This is a genomic window from Halalkalibacter alkaliphilus (assembly GCF_023555415.1).
In the GTDB taxonomy this organism is placed as follows: Bacteria; Bacillota; Bacilli; order Bacillales; family Bacillaceae_D; genus Halalkalibacter; species Halalkalibacter alkaliphilus.
Genome location: NZ_JAKRYL010000018.1, coordinates 20,466 through 37,967, shown reverse-complemented (window position 1 = coordinate 37,967; position 17,502 = coordinate 20,466). Strand labels below are relative to the sequence as shown.

The 17,502-nt window shown below is 34.3% G+C and carries 22 protein-coding genes and 1 pseudogene; 12 read left to right on the top strand and 11 right to left on the bottom strand.

Features of this window, described 5'->3' with window-relative positions; all coding sequences use genetic code 11:
* Window positions 1-67 precede the first annotated feature (67 nt).
* Both MF646_RS16300 and MF646_RS16295 read right to left on the bottom strand, forming a co-directional pair.
* Window positions 68-1,015, bottom strand: a complete 948-nt coding sequence (locus MF646_RS16300) for a TRM11 family SAM-dependent methyltransferase (RefSeq protein ID WP_250097577.1) — start codon at window positions 1,013-1,015, stop codon at window positions 68-70.
* 185 nt (window positions 1,016-1,200) lie between these two features.
* Window positions 1,201-1,386: a hypothetical protein gene (locus MF646_RS16295; RefSeq protein WP_250097576.1), complete on the bottom strand. Its 186-nt coding sequence runs from the start codon at window positions 1,384-1,386 to the stop codon at window positions 1,201-1,203.
* 181 nt (window positions 1,387-1,567) lie between these two features.
* On the opposite strand from MF646_RS16295, the gene MF646_RS16290 reads away from it, so the two are divergent.
* The 3 genes from MF646_RS16290 (at window position 1,568) to MF646_RS16280 (ending at window position 3,454) form a co-directional block, all read left to right on the top strand.
* On the top strand, window positions 1,568-1,990 hold the full coding sequence (locus tag MF646_RS16290; protein ID WP_250097575.1) for a hypothetical protein: 423 nt from the start codon (window positions 1,568-1,570) through the stop codon (window positions 1,988-1,990).
* A gap of 154 nt (window positions 1,991-2,144) precedes the next feature.
* A complete protein-coding gene (locus tag MF646_RS16285) occupies window positions 2,145-2,348 on the top strand; it encodes an alpha/beta-type small acid-soluble spore protein (protein ID WP_250097574.1) in 204 nt (67 codons plus the stop codon).
* A gap of 173 nt (window positions 2,349-2,521) precedes the next feature.
* The gene (locus tag MF646_RS16280; protein ID WP_250097573.1) at window positions 2,522-3,454 is read left to right on the top strand and encodes a 3'-5' exonuclease; all 933 of its coding nucleotides are present in this window, start codon (window positions 2,522-2,524) and stop codon (window positions 3,452-3,454) included.
* Between the two features lie 101 nt (window positions 3,455-3,555).
* Here MF646_RS16280 and MF646_RS16275 read toward each other — a convergent pair whose 3' ends face one another.
* Window positions 3,556-4,125: a hypothetical protein gene (locus MF646_RS16275; protein WP_250097572.1), complete on the bottom strand. Its 570-nt coding sequence runs from the start codon at window positions 4,123-4,125 to the stop codon at window positions 3,556-3,558.
* A gap of 180 nt (window positions 4,126-4,305) precedes the next feature.
* On the opposite strand from MF646_RS16275, the gene MF646_RS23305 reads away from it, so the two are divergent.
* The 3 genes from MF646_RS23305 (at window position 4,306) to MF646_RS16265 (ending at window position 6,517) form a co-directional block, all read left to right on the top strand.
* A complete protein-coding gene (locus MF646_RS23305) occupies window positions 4,306-4,431 on the top strand; it encodes a hypothetical protein (protein ID WP_275980344.1) in 126 nt (41 codons plus the stop codon).
* 346 nt (window positions 4,432-4,777) lie between these two features.
* On the top strand, window positions 4,778-6,040 hold the full coding sequence (locus MF646_RS16270; RefSeq protein ID WP_250097571.1) for an L-lactate MFS transporter: 1,263 nt from the start codon (window positions 4,778-4,780) through the stop codon (window positions 6,038-6,040).
* Between the two features lie 117 nt (window positions 6,041-6,157).
* Window positions 6,158-6,517, top strand: a complete 360-nt coding sequence (locus MF646_RS16265) for a YhjD family protein (RefSeq protein WP_250097570.1) — start codon at window positions 6,158-6,160, stop codon at window positions 6,515-6,517.
* 75 nt (window positions 6,518-6,592) lie between these two features.
* Here MF646_RS16265 and MF646_RS16260 read toward each other — a convergent pair whose 3' ends face one another.
* The 3 genes from MF646_RS16260 to MF646_RS16250 all read right to left on the bottom strand — a co-directional run bounded on the left by MF646_RS16260 (window position 6,593) and on the right by MF646_RS16250 (window position 9,062).
* The gene (locus MF646_RS16260; protein WP_250097569.1) at window positions 6,593-6,817 is read right to left on the bottom strand and encodes a hypothetical protein; all 225 of its coding nucleotides are present in this window, start codon (window positions 6,815-6,817) and stop codon (window positions 6,593-6,595) included.
* Window positions 6,818-6,963: 146 nt separating this feature from the next.
* On the bottom strand, window positions 6,964-7,389 hold the full coding sequence (locus MF646_RS16255; RefSeq protein ID WP_250097568.1) for a DUF1801 domain-containing protein: 426 nt from the start codon (window positions 7,387-7,389) through the stop codon (window positions 6,964-6,966).
* A 488-nt stretch (window positions 7,390-7,877) separates the two neighbouring features.
* Window positions 7,878-9,062, bottom strand: coding sequence for a DUF4367 domain-containing protein (locus MF646_RS16250; protein ID WP_250097567.1), 1,185 nt, complete (start codon window positions 9,060-9,062; stop codon window positions 7,878-7,880).
* 475 nt (window positions 9,063-9,537) lie between these two features.
* Between MF646_RS16250 and MF646_RS16240 the strand changes: the two genes are divergently transcribed.
* Window positions 9,538-9,729, top strand: coding sequence for a hypothetical protein (locus MF646_RS16240; RefSeq protein WP_250097566.1), 192 nt, complete (start codon window positions 9,538-9,540; stop codon window positions 9,727-9,729).
* A 356-nt stretch (window positions 9,730-10,085) separates the two neighbouring features.
* Here the strand turns inward: MF646_RS16240 and MF646_RS16235 are convergent, their stop codons facing one another.
* Window positions 10,086-10,676 carry an AarF/UbiB family protein gene (locus MF646_RS16235; RefSeq protein WP_250097565.1) on the bottom strand — a complete coding sequence of 197 codons (591 nt, stop codon included), beginning with the start codon at window positions 10,674-10,676 and terminating at the stop codon, window positions 10,086-10,088.
* 204 nt (window positions 10,677-10,880) lie between these two features.
* On the opposite strand from MF646_RS16235, the gene MF646_RS16230 reads away from it, so the two are divergent.
* The 4 genes from MF646_RS16230 to MF646_RS16215 all read left to right on the top strand — a co-directional run bounded on the left by MF646_RS16230 (window position 10,881) and on the right by MF646_RS16215 (window position 13,697).
* Window positions 10,881-11,618: a phosphocholine cytidylyltransferase family protein gene (locus tag MF646_RS16230; RefSeq protein ID WP_250097564.1), complete on the top strand. Its 738-nt coding sequence runs from the start codon at window positions 10,881-10,883 to the stop codon at window positions 11,616-11,618.
* Between the two features lie 15 nt (window positions 11,619-11,633).
* Entirely contained in the window at window positions 11,634-12,044 is a 411-nt protein-coding gene (locus tag MF646_RS16225) for an NUDIX hydrolase (protein WP_250097563.1), read from the top strand.
* Window positions 12,045-12,071: 27 nt separating this feature from the next.
* Window positions 12,072-12,845 (top strand): phytanoyl-CoA dioxygenase family protein, encoded by a 774-nt coding sequence (locus tag MF646_RS16220; RefSeq protein WP_250097562.1) that lies wholly within the window; start codon window positions 12,072-12,074, stop codon window positions 12,843-12,845.
* A 111-nt stretch (window positions 12,846-12,956) separates the two neighbouring features.
* Entirely contained in the window at window positions 12,957-13,697 is a 741-nt protein-coding gene (locus tag MF646_RS16215) for a YheC/YheD family protein (protein ID WP_250097561.1), read from the top strand.
* Window positions 13,698-13,862: 165 nt separating this feature from the next.
* On the opposite strand, the gene MF646_RS16210 is transcribed toward MF646_RS16215, so the two are convergent.
* The 3 genes and pseudogenes from MF646_RS16210 to MF646_RS23510 all read right to left on the bottom strand — a co-directional run.
* Window positions 13,863-14,204, bottom strand: coding sequence for a DUF3888 domain-containing protein (locus MF646_RS16210; protein WP_250097560.1), 342 nt, complete (start codon window positions 14,202-14,204; stop codon window positions 13,863-13,865).
* Window positions 14,205-14,394: 190 nt separating this feature from the next.
* Window positions 14,395-15,969, bottom strand: a complete 1,575-nt coding sequence (locus tag MF646_RS16205) for a DUF4179 domain-containing protein (RefSeq protein ID WP_250097559.1) — start codon at window positions 15,967-15,969, stop codon at window positions 14,395-14,397.
* Window positions 15,959-16,270, bottom strand: a pseudogene (locus tag MF646_RS23510) (RNA polymerase sigma factor); the annotation flags it as partial. The pseudogene MF646_RS23510 and the gene MF646_RS16205, both read right to left, overlap by 11 nt.
* 184 nt (window positions 16,271-16,454) lie before the next feature.
* Between MF646_RS23510 and MF646_RS16200 the strand changes: the two are divergent.
* Complete coding sequence (locus MF646_RS16200) at window positions 16,455-16,610, top strand: hypothetical protein (protein WP_250097558.1); 156 nt, start codon at window positions 16,455-16,457, stop codon at window positions 16,608-16,610.
* Window positions 16,611-16,714: 104 nt separating this feature from the next.
* On the opposite strand, the gene MF646_RS16195 is transcribed toward MF646_RS16200, so the two are convergent.
* Window positions 16,715-17,425 (bottom strand): SAM-dependent methyltransferase, encoded by a 711-nt coding sequence (locus MF646_RS16195; protein ID WP_250097557.1) that lies wholly within the window; start codon window positions 17,423-17,425, stop codon window positions 16,715-16,717.
* Between the last annotated feature and the right edge of the window lie 77 nt (window positions 17,426-17,502).

The window sequence follows — 17,502 nt, the reverse complement described above, 5'->3', positions numbered from 1 at the left end:
ACTTTCAAAAAATGTGGTCAAGTACCTTATTCGCAATGAAAAAAGCCATTCTCGAATATTAAATTTGTTACTGACAAACAATAATCTCCCTAGAAAATGAGCCTTTTTTTGCAACACATCGATCAACGATCTCAAAGCCAGCCTCTTCAATCACCGAATCGATGGGCTCTATTGTAACGATCACTACTTTTTTTGAAAATGTACGAGCGCTTTGGATCAGTTCTAGTTTTTCTTCTGATGTTATGACTGAACAAAGGTTATAAGGCATATCAATAATCGCAACATCATAACTCTCTGTCACATCTTTTATGTCTCCAAGAGTTACTTCTGTATGAAAACCAAAATAAGCGATGTTTTCTCGAGTACCAGGCAGCACAAGTGGATTAATATCTCTTCCAACAATATGAATTCCCATTGATAGAGCCTCTACTAGTACGGTTCCAATTCCACAGCAAGGATCAATCGCTTTTATCCCAGTTGAATTAGGGACAGCGATATTTACTACAGCTCTTGCGACACGGGTACTTAACGCTGTTGAATACTGATGAGGCTTATTTTGTTGCTGTAACCACACGGCTTCACTTTTATAATATCTCCCAAAAATCCACTCTCCGTCTACTTTCACAATCCCAAATAACACAGTTGGATGAATAAGGTCCACTTCGCCTTTTATTAAAATACCTATTTTACGCTCTATTTCCCTCCTCATATCAAAGCGAACAGCCTCCTTATTTGAATGAGAAGGATTTTTCACAAAGATGACTTTGAATGACTCGTCTATTTTGAAACCATCTATTTGTTTTGCTAACTCTTCAACTGTTCTCCCTCTATAGATAATATCAAGTCGTTCCTTCATAAATGGACTTCTGCTTGGATCAATTTTCACTTTGCTTATCTTTATCGATTCATTTGTATCCGATCCGAAAAAAGACCTCATTTCCATGTTACATAAATCTCGTTCGTCTTCATGGCATGAATAGGTATAAAGATAGCTCATTGGCTTTATCACATTCATTTCTCATATTCATCCTTTACATCTCTTTCTTTTGCCTATCATTATAAACGAAAAACCATTTTGCAGCGCGATTAATCCTAAAATAAGTTCTTAACCATTAAAAACATTACAGCAATTTGCGCACGATAAAAGCCTAAACAAAACTGTTTAGGCTTTTATCAATCTCTATAAATCCAGTTGTGACCTTACTTCCACTTCCTGTATGTATTTTTCGCAGACCCTGCAAATGGATTTGTTTCGTATGTTAGGTCTTTTCTAGCTTCTTTTTCTTCAAAATGGATACGTTTTCCTAATGATGCGAAAAGCCAAGCAAAACAACCAAAAATGACCAAGCTACCAAGAATGGTAACGGCAAATACCAAGTCATCCACACTAAAACCTCCACTTTTTAATATTTTGGTTCATCTTACCATACTCAGAACTAAATTTGTAGAATTTTTTGTAAATTATACAGATCAACCAAATTCTGATGTTAGACATGTATGATTTCAATGTAAGATCCGAGTAATTGTTCTTACTCTGGTTATATTACCATTGAAAGGGGTGCTATCTTTGTATAAAGCTTTTTTCGTATTCTTAGTCATTATGTTACTAATTCCAATACACATTCATGCTAAAGAAGACAATATTGTAGAAGTTTATGACATTGAGCATGATAAAATTATAAGTACACTTCCAGTTAATACATCCATTTTATCAATAACAGAAATGTACCTTGAAAATATAAACGATATTTATAAGAAGTTCAAACCTATGCCCCAAAAAGGAAAGTTAGTCCGAGTACCACTTGAACAATCTATATCACTAACAAATGATTGGGTACAAACTTCAGTCAGTGAAGTGATATTTATCATTCCATCTAATGATTCTCCACTTTTGTTGATTTTTGATAAAAATAATACACCTTATTTTTTCACTTTTGATAAAAGTATTGATCATTTATTAGAGGAATTAGATCTAGAAGGAAAAAGCTGAATAATCCTTTCTAATAGTCAGGTGCCAAATGGTGGTGTCCTGACTATTTAAGTTACTATAGAGCCTGTTTCGTATAATGGATTATATTACCAGAATAAGATTTCTAACTTACAAACATACTATCATTACAAAACAAGAAAGAGGTGTTTTAAACATGGCAAGTAATAATAACAGTTCAAATCAATTATTAGTACCAGGTGTCCAGCAAGCATTGGATCAAATGAAGTATGAGATTGCTTCTGAATTTGGTGTTCAATTAGGGCCAGACACAACTTCCCGCGCAAACGGTTCAGTTGGTGGCGAGATAACAAAACGCCTTGTTCAAATGGCCGAACAACAATTAGGTGGCTCACGCTAAACACATTAACGCTTACACATTCGTGTAAGCGTTTCCTTTTTATTTGAATTTATCTAGGGTATGCACCGAATACTTAAAACTTACAAATACAAACCATGTAGCTGGAATCAATTGGTCCTTTTCTTTTTTACTATTCTTCCATATAATTTCCTGTTGGAGGGAGGGAAATTAATATGGCGGAATTAAAACAATATATCTTCTTTGATTTCGAGATGCTCTGTTCTGATAAAGGTATGACATTTGAATCAATGGAAGCTATACGAATTGGTGCAGTTAAATATGATCTTAAAACTGAAAAGGTATCAACATTTGACCAGTATATTAAACCTACATCAACGAAACCACTAAGTCTCTTTTGTAAAAATTTAACAGGAATAGAAGATAAGCAATTAGTTAATGCAAATGATTTTAAAACTGTTTTTGAAGACTTTTTAACTTGGGTAGGTGGAATTAAAAAGTCACGGTTTTTCTCATGGTCGCCTAGTGATTTAAACCGTTTAAGAATAGATGCTGCTGAACATGCAATACCCAATTCAACAATTACAAAGATCGAAAAACGATACGTTGATTTCCAAGAAATTTTCACGAAGCGAGTTTCACGAACGAACGCTTCAGTTGAATCGGCACTACAACTGTACGGATTACAGTTTATCGGCGAAAAGCATAACCCTATGTATGATTCGTACAATACACTTCGTATCTATTTAAATTTCTTGCATACTCCAGTCGAATCAGATTTACTAATGCTGAAGCACTTTATCTTTGAGGAAGAACCGTATTCGGTAGCTCGAATCAACCTACAACTGAAAGATAAACTAATCTGTGATCTCTCATCACTAATCGATCACCATGACATTTTTCAAATGAAAGAAGCTCGTAAGTTACTTAAAAGAACGCGAAATTTAGTAAAGAAATACAATAATATACTAATCAATCGTTCAGGATTATTTGATAAAGAAAATGTGTTGCTCGTTGAGAAATTAGTAGTGTTTTATCATGACTTCTTACAAATTTTTGAAGAACACGATACGTGTTCATCAAAAGTATTGATTTTAGATGATTATATAGTTAAGCCAGTCATGCAGTTACAATTGAAGCGAGGATGAGAATCTTCCTTCATACATAGAAATCATTTTAAAATCTTATTTACTAATCAATAGGGACAAAAAAAACGTGCAATGATATCCATTACACGTTACATTTTTCATTACTGCGGTAAGACTTTAAAATCAATTTGTGCATTCATCTGAAACCCTTTTTTCTTTTGACCTTCCTCATCAGCTAAAAAGAAGTCAGCAAATCCGCTCACCACATAGTATCCACTTGGGAATTGATTCTCAGCAATTTTTTGCACAAAGGCTACATATTGTTTATCATCTTCTGAACTGTAACCACCACTCCCCTTATATTCTTCTTGATAAGGCTCCCCTTTTTTTAGAACTGTACTTACCAATGGTTCATTCATAAAATAATCAACTTTATAGTTACGTACCTTTTCAACTATTGGAAAGTGGAACGGTGAAGCCGCATGATAAATTGTAACCTCGTCCTTTTCACCTATATACTCTAATTCTGCATAGAGCGTTACTCGATCTCCTTGATTATACTCACCTCTTTCTGTAACTAGCCGATAAATAAAATCTCCTTCTTCCAATTCAGCATGAGTATTTGTGACTTCATATTCAGCTAATTCACCCCTTCGAGCAGCATTGTGGACACTACAAGCTGAAATGATTGTTACTAATAGAAGAAATCCTAAAAGCATTACTTTTCTCATCTTTATCACCCCTATGTACAACGAAATAAAAAGGTAAAAAGTTACCGGGACTAAAAAGAAAAGTGACTACATCACCATTGCTATATAAAAGCTTGAAGATATGTTCATTACATAAAAGAGACTAGTTACGCAAAAAATATATCTTGTATTATACACAAATTAAAACGAGGTGATGATCAAATGAGTAAGCGTTCAAAGTCTAAACGCAATATGATCAAAAGTAAAGATGCGGTACAACCAAGTACAGGAGAAGAGCGTATCACGATCTCAAAAGTAAATAGAGAGTTGGAAGATCAAAAAGAGTAACAGTATTAAGCCCCTCCTAGTGAGGGCTTTTAATTTAAAGAGCTAACTGAAAGTGAAATTTACTTTTCTCATTAATATCCTCTTCTCTCCCCTAAACAAATAACCTTAGCGCATTCCCAATAAAGATTAAACTATCTACTTTTAATACTTCTTTTACTTATTTGTGATTATTTTCACATACAGAGTTGCTTTAGTTTAATAAAATGAAAAAGAAAAGTATCCGTTGGTTCTTAGTTATGGGGTAGCTGGATATACCAAATCATTAATGAGAGGAGTATTCCGATGAAATCGATCGTTGCACAATATCCGGCTATAAAAAGATCAATTAGAAAGTGAGTGATCATCATTGAACAAGAAAAAAAACAGATGGCTGATTGCCTTATCAGCTGTCGCAATTCATTTATCGATTGGATCTGCGTATGCCTATAGTGTTTATTCAAATCCAATAGGACAAACTGTCGGATGGAAAAGTACTCAAGTAACACTTGCATTTACCTTAGCGATTGCCTTCCTAGGAATATCAGCCGCTACGCTTGGTCGCCTAGTTGAAAAAAAGGGTCCACGTACATCAGCGACAATCGCAGCTATTTTATTTAGTTTAGGTCAGGTTGGAGCTGGGTTTGCAGTTTCAATTCAATCACTGCCTTTGTTTCTTTTTATGTATGGTGTCATTGGAGGAATTGGATTAGGTTTGGGCTACATTTCACCAGTATCGACTTTAGTAAAATGGTTCCCTGACCGAAGAGGATTAGCTACAGGTATAGCTGTATTTGGATTCGGTGCAGGCGCGCTCGTAACTAGCCCTATCGCAGCCAGATTAATTGAAAGTGTTGGTGTTACGAATACTTTCTACATTTTAGGAACAACATACCTTCTTTTAATGTTAGCTGGTGCATCCTATATTGTTCGACCACCTAAAGGGTGGCTGCCTAAAGGATCAAATGAAATCAAAGAAAATGGCAGAAACGCATTAAAAGAAGATTTATCTCAACTTACTGCAAATGAAGCTGTGAAAACGAAGCGATTCTGGATGCTGTGGACGATGATTTTCATTAACATTAGTTCAGGTATCATGATTATTTCTGTTGCGTCTCCATTATCACAAGAAATGGTCGGGTTAAGTGTTGCATCTGCTGCCTCTATGGTCGGACTTATGGGGATTTTCAACGGTGGAGGCAGGATTGGATGGTCAAGTGTATCCGATTATATAGGACGGCCTACTGTTTTTTCTATCTTTTTTGTAATCCAAATCATTGCTTTTTTAACTCTTCCTATCGTTTCAAATGTCATTTTGTTTCAGCTCTTAATTTTTCTTATTATGACAACGTATGGAGGAGGATTTGCTGCTCTCCCGGCTTTTATAGGAGATATATTTGGTACGAAGGAATTAGGAGCAATTCATGGATATATTTTAACAGCCTGGTCTTTAGCTGGTGTGGTCGGTCCAATTGCAGTGTCCTATATTCATGAAGCTACAGGTAGCTACACTCCGGCATTCTTTCTCATTACCATCATGTTAATTATTGCTTTAATCGTTTCTGTTATGATTAAGCTCGATATTAAGAGAATTAAAAAGAATCAAGCAAACAAATTTTTAAAAGCGGTCTAAGGATCAATCAGTGAAACGTGCTAATTTGCAGCACGTTTCATTTCTGTTTTATAAATAGTTGTATAACGAACATATATTCGTGTATTATATAAGTAAAAATGGTGGAGCTGGTAATGTATGTTCGATAAGGATGATGAACATTTAGCTAATCAATTTATTTATTTGCCATTAGTGAGAAAAGTACTTGAACGAGATCTGCATTTTTTACGAAATGCAAAATTAAAATTCAATGAACCTTATATAGATTTCGTCGAACAAGTCATCATACAAATTGGCAAAGATTTAGGTCAGGTCAAAAAAGAAATGTTTCAGAGAAGACTCAGTGTTTATAACCAAGGAAAAGTTGGAGAGTTATCAGTATATTTATTTGTGTGTAAAGGTTATCGTAGAGAAGTTAGATTGTTTCCACATTTAATGAAGCAATCAGTTGAAGAATATGTAAGGAAATATTTTAACGTCATGAAGAAAAATGCGTGAGAGGAATGGGTTTCTCCTCTCACAGTGAGTAAAAAACAGCGTCAATGTCGCTTAATATAGCTTGTTATTGATTATTTAGATTCTCTTTTTAACATCTTCTCTAATTGATTCAATAAGGTTGTCAGATAAATTGGCTGGCAAAGATGTTTCATCTTCAAAAACCCACGTATTAATGACTTCAAGGTCTGATTTATTAAAAGTAATACTATAATCTTTATTATTTTGAGAAAATGCTGCTGTCACTGACTCCTCACCATCGAATCCGTCGTCAATAATCATGTCTTTAATTTCATATGCCATAATGTACTATCTCCTTTTCAGCTGCAATTATGTGTATAGATTTTACTTATCCCAATTCTTTATACACTCTATTTCAGAAGACAGTATAATACGCCAACGCTTACAAATCTTACCTTAAACGAATCATATCTCGGAATAATGATCATTTATTTGCTATCTGGATACCTCTCTTGTAGAAATGTTACAGATTGTTTAATCAACGCAACCAAAACATCTGTATTGATATCGGCAACTTTATTTATATAAACACACGCCTTACCGGTTGTGTGCTTTCCAAAATCAGATAGCAACGCCTCCCTTTTTTGATCGCCCGTTGCAAAATACAAGCTTATTTTAGCTTTTCGAGGAGAAAATCCTACTAATGGTGCATCGCCTTCATGGCCAGATTCGTACTTATAATGGTAGGAGCCAAATCCAATAATACTCGGCCCCCACATCTTTGCTTCATATCCTGTAGCTTCAGTAAATAGTTCAAGTAATTGATAGGCATCTTGACGTTTTTTGACACTCTCGACTTTTTCAATAAATTCAATAACACTATTGTCAGTTTCTTTAGTCTTCTGTTCATACATAAAATGACACCTACCTTCTTCTTATTTGTTGTTTTTTTCCTTATTTTTCATTTTACCATAATTGTCATTTAGTTAATAAGTAGAAGAAACTCTTGTTAATCAATAGTAAAATAATTGGATAAAAGTTGTACAACAAGACAATCTAATGATAACAACAAATTTTGAAAGGTTGGTTAGGATACTGTTTTTATATGTTTTTATATGTTTTCTCCCATTACTGCTCGGTATAGGTATATGGATTATTTTACAAAAGAAATTTGGTTCTGGCTCGGATCATTTTTTGGCTGCATTTTCTGGGCTAACTATCATAATTGGATTATATGCTCTACTCATTATCTTTGGGTACGACCTTCTTCATTTGTTTTATTAAATAAATATAAATAGACCGAACGGACGACTTATCGAGGTCATTAGTTAAAATTACATTTTCTTTGGAGTTTATATAAAAAAATCGAGTCTGAATTATATTCAGACTCGACATTCAAACTCTATTCTAAATTCTCAGCCATTTCTAGAAACACTTCACTTGAAAGATCAGCTCCGCTACCAGCTAATTCAAACAATAAACCATCTTGTTCCCAACTAAGACTTATAAAAAAGCCCATATCGAGAAGAGTTGCTTCGTTTCCTTTTACTGTCACTTCTTCTCCTTCGATGAATGCCTGATCGAAAAATGGATCATTTTCTATTGGCATCACAGAGAACAGGAAGCTATTATCAAGATCCTTTTCATAACTGATCATTACCATTTCCATCGCTTCATCGTATAAGCTATCCGTTAATTCATATCCTTCAGGTAGTCCTTGTACTTCTGGAATATGGTATTCTACGATCTCTTGTATTTCTTCAATACTTAATTCTTGATACTCTCCAAATAGCTCAAGTCCTTCTCCATCGAAATCTAAAAATGCCGCATCTTCTTCTACAGCATTTTCCTTAACTTCTACAGGGATTTCGATTGGAGCAACACCATTCACATTGGACATTTTTACAGTGCCACTCATGCTTAATGGCATCGTAAAGCCGTCTTCTTCAATGAGTAAATCAGCATTAAAGATTTGTGTTGTTTGCATGAACGTGTTTTTATCAATATGAATTTCCATGCTAAAATCATTGACCTGGATAGCATTCATCATTTCTTCCTTAGTAGCATCGTCGTTGAATTCGCCCATACCTGATTTCAAATAATCCTCAATTAAAACGCTGTATTCGTCCCCTTCACCAGAAAGGGTTAATACATACACATTGTTTTCTTCCACCATTGTAAACTCTTCACTAAAATCTAATAATTTTCGCATTGCTTCTTCATTCAGTTGATCAAAATCTTCTAAGCCCATCTCACTTGCCTCGACCTTCATCCATTGGCCGAACATGCTCATGTAAACAGTCTCCTCGAGCGCATACGCCTCAATTTCCATCGACATTCCAGGCATGCCCATATTCATCACTAAATACATTGCGTCTGGATTGTGTGTCACATCGCCTGATAATGTCATGTTTGTTTCCATTTCCATCATGCTAATTGCCATATCCATTTCCACTGAATAACTCTCTAAATCTTCAACGGCTTCAATTGATTTTCCTAGAACATCAGTTTGACTAAACGTCTCCGTTCCACATGCCGTTAAAGCAAAAAACGAAAGAACAGTAAGTAAAATAGCAAGACTTCTCATAACCTGCCCCCTCCTCTCTAAATTGAGTTGCTACCAAAAATAACAACCTATTTATGATAACATAGATTACCATTTTTTTCTTGCAATGCATGTAAGTTACATCACAAAGTTAAATACAGGAACAAATCGGTGAAGAAGTTGTGCTGTTGCTATTATCTGCACCGTCCGCTATGGAATATCATCCTCGAATAGGCTTTAATACAGTTGATAATGGGTTTAAGATAGCTAGAAAACGAACATGATAGAGAATTAGTTGAACAGAGTAGCAATAACCCTTCGACCTCACACACCACCTCTAACAATTGATTTTATTTTCTTTAGCTTTTTTGGATTAAATTTTATTTTTAGCGAGGAAGTAGACCAATGATGTACTGTTCAAAAAAAAATGTATTTTTATACTTGGAAGTTCGTCCACTCATTCATATAACTAAAACATACTGTATAGTATCCTGTTGAAATGGAGGTGACGTATTTAATGGATCAGCTGGCAATGGCGTATCAAGGACAGATGGTTGAAGTTAGAGATGCTTATGGTGGAATTCATACTGGTATTATCGATGGTGTTAATCAACGAAGAGGATTATTTCTTCGAACATCCCCCTTTAGAAGGATATTTATTCCCTTCTTCTTAATCACTTCCCTTCTCCTTTTACGACGTTTTTTCTAAAAGATTAACTAAAAACTTCATTTAGAATCGGATACTACAATAACAAATATTTAGCAAAATGTAATATCACATTTTGCTTTTACAATTTAGAAGAGCAGAAAAATGCTCTTTTTCTTATTTCTTTTTTATTGTTTCTAACGGCGAAATGACTATATTTATTTAATCATAAATATAGTCATTTAACTAAAAATATATTATTTTTATCAACCATTGATTTATTTGAATTTATATTTAGTCTTTTTGCCCCCATATAACTCCCTATTAAACAGTCCACTTAGTTTCTAATTGCTCAACTTTAGGTTAACAGTTACATCGGCCCTGAATTCTTGCTATTTTACTTAAGATAAAATCATCTCTTACCTATATTTACTAACCGTTTTTCTCCATTTTCTATACATTTTGTAATCTATCTTTTTTACACTTAATAAAAAACTATCTAATAGGCCTAGTTTCTTTAAACCTTTAATTAGACGTTTAGGTTGAGGTCGAACTCTTGTAAACGACTTTACATGGTCGATAACCTTTATTTTTTCATTGTTAATAACGATAAAATGACGTAAATAGATATCACGATCAGTAAATTTTAAACGTTCCATTTCTTTATGGATTGCTATAATCTCTTTTGTAATTGATTCAGGCATTATTTTCTTTTTCTTTAAGTAATCTTCTAACGTAATTCCATCAACATATTCCATTACTAAATAATTCTTGTCTGATTCATAAATTTTAGGGAAATAGGATGAACTTTGGATTTTTTTCAGTACTTCTTCTTCCCAAACACGATGCTCGTCATCTGGATATAATTTTACACATTTTTTGTCTGATATTTTAAATACAGCACCTTGCATTCCCCTGCCGATTAATTCATACGGTGTAGGATTCTTAAGAACTTTTACTTTGTTCCACCCTTTAGGTTTGTAAACATCAATTAATGAATAATCATTCACCAGTTAACCCTCCTACTCTTTTGTATACCAATAGAATATGATGATGGTTTTTGAAGGGTTTGTGCTATTTGGTATCTGAATCTAACATGTTATATACATAAGCCTTACTTACGCTAAATTAAACGATTGAACTATCACCTTGTAAACCAACCACTCATACTTTATAGCAATGTTATTAAAATGTTTTTACTAGGAAGGTGATTTATGGTTACTACAGCAGTAATTTTAGCCGCTGGAAGAGGGAAACGGTTGAATGCTATTTCTCAACATATCCCTAAAGGACTACTAGTTATAGAGAAAAAATCCATTATTGAAGAATCGATAGATAAATTACTGGCTGCCGGAATCACAAATATTCAAATTGGAGCAGGCTATAAAGAAGAAAAGCTAAAGTTTTTAGAACAGAAATATCCCGGTACCCATTTTACTGTTAATCGTCACTTTTCTACTAGTGGGAATCTCTATACGTTGTTGTTGATGAAGGAGCAAATTAAAGAGGATTTTTTATTATTGGAGTCTGACATCATTTACGAGAAAAGGGCTTTACGAGAAATATTAGATGATTCACATCCAGATGTAATACTCGCAAGTGATTTATCTCAATCAGGGGATGAATTTTTCATAGAATCAAACGACAACCACTTATTCAAGAAAATGAAAAAACAATCCTCACTTCTTTCAAGAATTGATGGTGAATTTGTAGGTATTTCAAAAATATCCTATCCTTCTTTTAAACTTTTGTGCCAGTTAGGGAAGAAGATGTTCGAAAATGATCCAATGATTGATTATGAAGAAGTACTCAATCAAACAGCTAAACACTCCCCTTTTTTTATGAAAAAGGTTCAAGATTTGGCTTGGTGTGAGATTGATAATGAGGAACATTTAAAAAGAGCTACTTTGGATGTTTACCCGCGTATTAAAGAAAAAGACATATCTCTATAAGAAGGAGGGATGTATATGGAGATTCCTTATCATAAACTGTCGGCTGGTGCAATTATTCGTGATAAGTTTGATCACATATTGTTAATCAAAAATAAAACTAGGGGTTGGGAGTATCCTGGAGGATTTGTTAACAACAATGAATCGGTACAAGATGGTGCAATAAGAGAAGTTGAAGAAGAGACTGGAATTCAAGTAAAAATCATTGACTTGATTGGAATCTATCAAATTAAACAAGAAAGTAGCTGTCATTTCTTATTTTTAGCAAATCCCATTTCGGGTCAATTACAATCTGATGATGAGAGTGAAGATATTGGCTATTTTACGATGGAAGAAGCATTGAACATGATTAGCAACAAAATATTTTTAGAACGTGTCCTTCATAGTTCTAATGAAAATCAGTGGCCATATCTCTATATCAATAAATAATTTCTATATATGAAAGGAGTACTCTTAATGATACAACTTAAACAATTTACAAAAGAACACCTTGAAAAATGGAAGCAAGATGGGTGTCTTTATTTACCTCGTGAAGAGCTTTACAACTCAGAAATTAAGCAGAATCTAATCGATTGGGTAAATGAAGTACAAAACCTTCCTGAAGAAAAAGGAAAATGGATGAAATATTACGAGAAGAGTTTAAAAGATGGTTCGAGAATTTTAAATAGAGTAGAAAATTTCTTACCATACCATGAAAAGTTAAATAATCTATTAAATGGAGAATGGATGCTTCGGCTCGTTTCACAATTATTTGAAGAGCCTGCCACTCTTTTTAAAGACAAAATCAATTTTAAGCTTCCAGGTGGGGAAGGTTTTAAGCCGCACCAAGATGCTCAGGCAGGTTGGGATGGCTATGGGCAAACATTGCATATTTCTGTGGCTGTTTGTATCGATGAAGCAACTCCTGCTAACGGGTGCTTGGAATGTGTACTTGGAGAGCATAAAAAAGGGCTACAAGGCCCAATGTTTAAAGAGCTTCCGCAAGAGGTCGTAGAAAAATGGGATTGGGTATCTTTTAAAATGAAACCAGGAGATATAATTATCTTTGATTCTTATACCCCACATCGTTCAGGTCCCAATCTCACAGATACGACAAGAAGAATGGTATTTTTAACGTTTAGCAAACGTTCTGAAGGAGATTACCGAGCAAAATACTTTGAGGATAAACGAAAGACCTTTCCACCTGACATCGAAAGAAAACCAGGGGTAAATTACAGTTATAAAATTTAGTTTCCCTAAACCGTAACGCTCTATCGTTATCTCAGATTGGTTAGACGAGGAAGGCAATACTATTTGAAGTGGTGAGTGTTGTGCTATGTCTCTATGAAAGGAAGTGGAGAGATGAAAAAGAATAAACTGAAAGAATTTAGGTGGATGAAAAAGTCTGAATTATTAATTCCACATTTACCGGAAACTCGTCTGATGAAAGAAAGTACATTGTGGGAGATGATTGCCAAATATAAGGAAGTAATTTTAAAACCGGTTAAAGGTAAAAGAGGAAAAGGGATCATAATGGTATCCTCAAGTGAGATAGAAAAATACGAAATTCATATTGAAAACAAAATAGAAGTCGCATTAGGAAAAAAAGAAACGTTGTTAAAATTAAAAAAGCTTATGGGTACAACCCCTTATATTATTCAACAACGGATTCCTCTAGCTACCATTGATGGTTGCCCTATCGACTTTCGGGTTATTGTTCAACGTAAAAATGTTTCTACACCATGGAAGATAACAGGAAAAGTGGCAAAAATAGCGGGAAAAGGGTATATCGTTACAAATATTTCTCGAAGTCAAGGTAAGGTGATGCATGTTCGGGAAGCAATTCCTCAATCTACTATACAAACGATGTCAGTCGACACTTTGATTTCAGATATGGAAAAAATTGTATTAGAAGCTACAAAGATACTAACCGAACAATACCCAAAACATCGTATGTATGGATTTGATATGGGGATAGATTCAAATGGTAAGCTATGGATTATTGAAGCGAATTATTGGCCAATGCTTGCTCAATTCCGAATGCTAGGAGATAAACAAATGTTACGACGAATCCTTCGGTATAAAAAGGGGAGTAAACTCTAATTATTTCAACCTATAAAGGGGGTGCCAGAAATCATAAAAATGACTTTCTGGCACCCCTTTTTTATCAATGAGTTTAAAAATAGCACACAAATTCTCTTTTTCGCCTTGATATGTGTGGGCGGACTGTGCTCCATTACTCAGGAGATAGATTTCTAAGATTCTTATTTAATCTACCCATTCTACTCTATAATCCAACAATTTCATTTCAGGCAATTTGAAGTTCATCGTTTCTTTAGCATAAGGTGGATTATGAGCGCCTTCAACAGTAGTAACTCTAATTGTAACAGTATATGAGGTAATATGATGAGGATCAGGTCTTCTAATTTCTATAATTTCTTCGTTTCCACGATACCATAAGCGGCCAGTACCATGTTCATTGACAGCATCAGTAATGTGATCAAGCATGGATTCAATAAAAGCACCCTTAAGTAATTCTTGCTCGGCCTCTTCTGCTTGAACTGGTTGGCAGCAAATGAATATTAGGAGAATGAATAAGGATGCAATCATTCTTTTCATAGTAACACCTACTATATTTTATTTTTTAGGTTCTCCTTTAAGAAAAAAATTATTATAGTCATTCAACTGATATATTACTCATTCTCTATGACTTCAATCTCTTAACTCAAAATTCCGTATCTTATTAATTTAGCGCATAATCAAAAGGAGAACACCAACTAGATGTTCTCCTCCTTAGCCCCTACCTTAAGTCAATTTCAACTACTTGATCAAAGAACTTTGTTTTTGTATATCCATTAATTTCAAACCCTGTTGGTTTTACAATCTCAACATCATCATCACCATACACGGTAACGGAGCTTCCCGTTGTGAAAAACCTCGGTTGGTCGAGTTCCTTTATTCTAAAGAAATACTCTTCAAGATCATATACTTTTCCAGCCGCATCCATGATAAAACCAGTTCCATTGCTAGAGCTTGCGAAACCTGGTTGATTGTTATCATTAAGGTATGAAATAAATAAACTTTCGTACTCCCTATTTGGTTGGAATTCCTCTTTTAATTCAAACGTAGTAGGATTTCCAAGTTCAATATCTTCTATTGTAATTGTTGTATCAAGATATTCAAATGTCTCATTTTGATCAAAATCAAATATAAAATGTTTGTTGTCGTTTACTTCTACATGTGAACCTTCAATCATTATTTGAATGACATCTGGTTGTGAAAGATACATTGATTCAAAGCCGACTTCAACGTAACTGGGCCCGTATGAAGTACTGCCAGCCCCACCAACAGAGAAATTATCAGGTTCATATAGTACACCATCGCCTATAATACCTTTAATACGGTATTGAAGAATTTGTTCATCACGCCCACTATTATTAAATTGATATTGTAATGTTGTTACAGTAGGAGCTATTGTTAATTTTGAAAACGTTACAGATTTTCCATCTATTTCTGTTTCTACATTAAGATCTTTAACAATCGCTGAATGTTTTTTTATTGGAATGTCAAATTCCCAATCTCCTGCATACAGTTCTCTTTCCTCAATTGGTACGATTTCTTGAGATTTACCTTCTTCAAAAAGAGATGGAACTTTTTCAAGCTCACTAAGTTGTAGCGAGATCGTTCCTTCCTCTACAGCTAAAGGAGTAATCCCAATTCGACCTTTGACCACATAATCTTGTTCAGAATATAAGCGCATATGACTTCGTAACTCGTTTTCCTGGTAATGATCATCTTTCCAATTCTCATTTGCACTTCTTATTTTTGTCCCACCAAAATAATCCAACATATAGTGCTGTTCTCTTGAAAGGTCTTCAATCTCATAATAAATATGTGTTTGAAGATCATCTGCCACCACATCTGTAATCGTAACTTTGACATTGTTACTTAGTTCTTCCATATTCACTCTTTCGCCTAGTCCATGATTAATATTTTGATCAACTCTTTGTTGTTGCACTTCAGTTATATGTTTCCACCAATCAAGAACATCATTAAATCCATTCGTTGCAACAGCTGTACTAATAAATAAAAAGCTAAGAACGATAGCCGCAGCCCATGCCCCTGGCCGGTAGAAACTAAATCGTTTACGCTTCGTTCTCTTACCTTTTTCACGTACTCCTTCCATTAGATCTGCAGGAACATTAATGTGTTGACTCTCACGTGCTAAAGAGGAAGTTACCTGCAAAATAGCATGATACTCACTTCTACAATCATCACTTTTATTTAAATGTTCTTCCATTTGTTTTAATTCTTTCGCATCTAGCTTATTATCGATATAATCGATTAAATGACTTTCACAATATTTACAACTCATAATACTCTCCTTTCTGTAGTTCTTTTCTTAGCAACTTTAGGCCTCTAAATAATCTAGACTTAACTGTTCCAATAGGTATGTGCAGAAGTTCAGCTATCTCTTCTTGAGAATAGTCACTTATGTATTTTAAAATAATAACTGATCTGTACTGATCTTTTAAATGCTTAACACCATCAAGTAATTCAATCCTTGTTTTATCTTGGCTCATGTCAGCTACAGGCTCTGTAACCTTATAAACTACTTTCTTTGTTTTCCGATTAATACTTTTACATTCATTTATAAGAATTGATGTCACCCATTTTTCAAAGTACTGTGGCTTTTTTAGCTGGTGAGAGGGAGCGGTATCTTTCTAAATTGCTCCCTCCTCTCTGTTATTTCACCATATGTCCAAATATTAGTTTTTCCTGTAATAATTTGTCTTTTTATTTTCTTTTAAATTGCACATATTAAAACCATGATCGTTCGAAAGCGAGGTGGAATCAATAATGTCTAAACAAGGAGTACAAAGCAAGGATCAAACTAGAGAACAAATTGAGAAACAAGATAAAAGAAATGATGTTGAATTAGGTAATGAATTTCAAATCGGAAACACAAGTTCACAAAGCCAAAAGAAAAGTGGATCCCAAGTTAATAAAAAATAACTTCTATACTTTAATAACCCATTTACACAATTGGTTAACCATATTGTCCATTTTTAAAATTCCTCTTTATCTAAACAATAGAAAGGTTAGCGAATGCTGCCCTTCTATTGTTTCGCTTTATGAATAATCATCATGGAATTTGCATTCTTTTGAAATTCATAAGGGACTTCTTTCTCTTCAACAAAATATCCCTTGCCCACAAGTTCTCTTTTTAAAGGATTCAAGTGTTCATAACGTTTCCCTTCCAAATTTACTAAAGGAAAAATCCGTATTTCCTTTTTAGTAACTCGAAGCAACTCATTTACCGTTTCTAAATGAAACTCGTAATCTAAGCGATCTCCATACATAAATAGAAAATGTGCAGACAACACAACGTCGAATTCATCATCATGAAATGGTAAGAAAGGCAAAGTAACGGGAATATACCGTTCATTATTTTGTTTCATGTCATCCGAACAATCATGTAACGCATTTAGTCTATGATTTCTTAGTGCATTCACATCGTTAAAATAATCCCATACGTAGTTCCCCTTCGCTTGTTCCATATGCTTGATCGCATATTCAATGTCTCTAATCCCTTTACTTTTTAGGTCCTCACTTGCATGATCATAAGCAATGTCACAAGCAGTTATATCCAACCCTTGCTTATTTCCCACTGCCGTAAAAGAGCAGGCACCAGCTGGACAATCAAGTACCTTTTTTCCCTTTAACTCATCACTGGAAAGGAGAAACATCGCCATATACTCTTCAAATGTTCTCCCAATAAACACAATTCTTTCTAAATCTAATTTTGTACCCTGCTCAACTTTTCTCATCTCAACTCACCTCTATAAAAAAATATACTTCATGTTGATCGTAACATGGAAATTTATTTGCTGGAAGGATTTCTCAA